The sequence below is a fragment of the Reichenbachiella sp. genome (assembly GCF_039941815.1).
In the GTDB taxonomy this organism is placed as follows: domain Bacteria; phylum Bacteroidota; class Bacteroidia; order Cytophagales; family Cyclobacteriaceae; genus Reichenbachiella.
In genome coordinates, this window is sequence record NZ_JBDVDW010000029.1 from 1 (window position 1) to 1,297 (window position 1,297).

Annotated in this window: 2 protein-coding genes; both read left to right on the forward strand. The window is 42.8% G+C overall.

Annotated elements, in window-relative coordinates; translation table 11 throughout:
- The first annotated feature begins 237 nt into the window (after window positions 1–237).
- A complete protein-coding gene (locus ABJF11_RS06890) occupies window positions 238–462 on the forward strand; it encodes a hypothetical protein (protein ID WP_348118990.1) in 225 nt (74 codons plus the stop codon).
- A gap of 600 nt (window positions 463–1,062) precedes the next feature.
- Window positions 1,063–1,297: hypothetical protein (locus tag ABJF11_RS06895; protein WP_348118992.1), on the forward strand; the 235-nt coding region annotated here is incomplete at its 3' end.

Here is a 1,297-nt window from a genome sequence, read left to right on the forward strand (position 1 = left end):
GGGGGAGGGGCGGCGGGTGACCTCACCTCATGCATGGCCGTAGTCGCATGACCATAGTGCGGGGGGAGTACCTACCTACCTACCTGTAGAACTAGGACACTACCATGGTTTGACACATGAGAGTATTTATATTTTTGGAGGACACTTTTAAATTTACAGTATCAACACTCTGACGTACCAGGTTTGTGTTTACGTATCGATCCTTGCTTTTACCACAGTAAAACACGACGCACCAGTATGATTCATACGAAAAACAACGCTCCCTTCCGGGACGTGCCTGGGGGAGTGGTGCAGGAGCTGGTAACTGAAAAAGCGCCCCAAGCGCAAAATCTGCAAGAAATAAATAGCACATCTGGTATCTGGTACACAAATAATTCGATTATACAGCATAAAAATATGAGCAAATGGGGTAAAAAAACAGAAGCCATTTTTGATGCAAATGAATCCATGGGCGAAGAGTGATCAAATACTGTACACATAAGGGCCCATCTTAACGGGTAGTTTCGGCTCTTTCAATTTGACTTGATTTGTTTTTTTCTAATTTAATTTAAGGACCCATCTTATCGAGGACTTTCGGTTCTTTCAATTTGACTAGATTGTTTTTTTTCTAATTTAATTTACATCTGATTGAACGAAATTTAGTGTTCCCCGTTAAGATGGGCTCTAAAAAAGTTGGTTCATCACATTTAGTCTCTCGCTCAACTCGTGGGAGGTTTTTACCCTCAGCATTTTCCTAGACAAGTCGTGTTTGCAGGTGTCATCCCTTTTCTGTCCCCGATACGTACTTGCCTTCGCTTCTATAAGTATCGCGCAGACAGTAGAACAAGGCAGCAGGTTAAGAGCCTCCAGTGTTGGGTGCGGCTCGCTTGCGGTTCATTGCGATGTCAACGTTGAGCATTGATTCTTGAAAAAGCTCATTGTATGCCCTTTGGCAGTATTTAGAGTCCCGCTTAACACAAATGCTCATGCAGCTGAAAAAAAATTGAATTAAAAAAAAAAAGGCAGCTTGAAATTTTAACTCCGAAATTCTCAACACATGTCTGGCACGTACCTACGTTTCTAATGAACACAACAATGCCAGTATTTCACACCTCGAGGACAAATCATCTACAGATAGATCATCTGCAGACAGATCACCTACAGATAGATCATCTACAGATAGATCAACTGCAGATAGATCATCTACAGATAGATCATCGACCGATAGATCAAGGGCAACCAACCAGCAGTACCTACTCCGCACTCCTCCAGACTAGTGAATCCAATCGATGCCAAGCGTTTCTACAGGCCCTAAAGC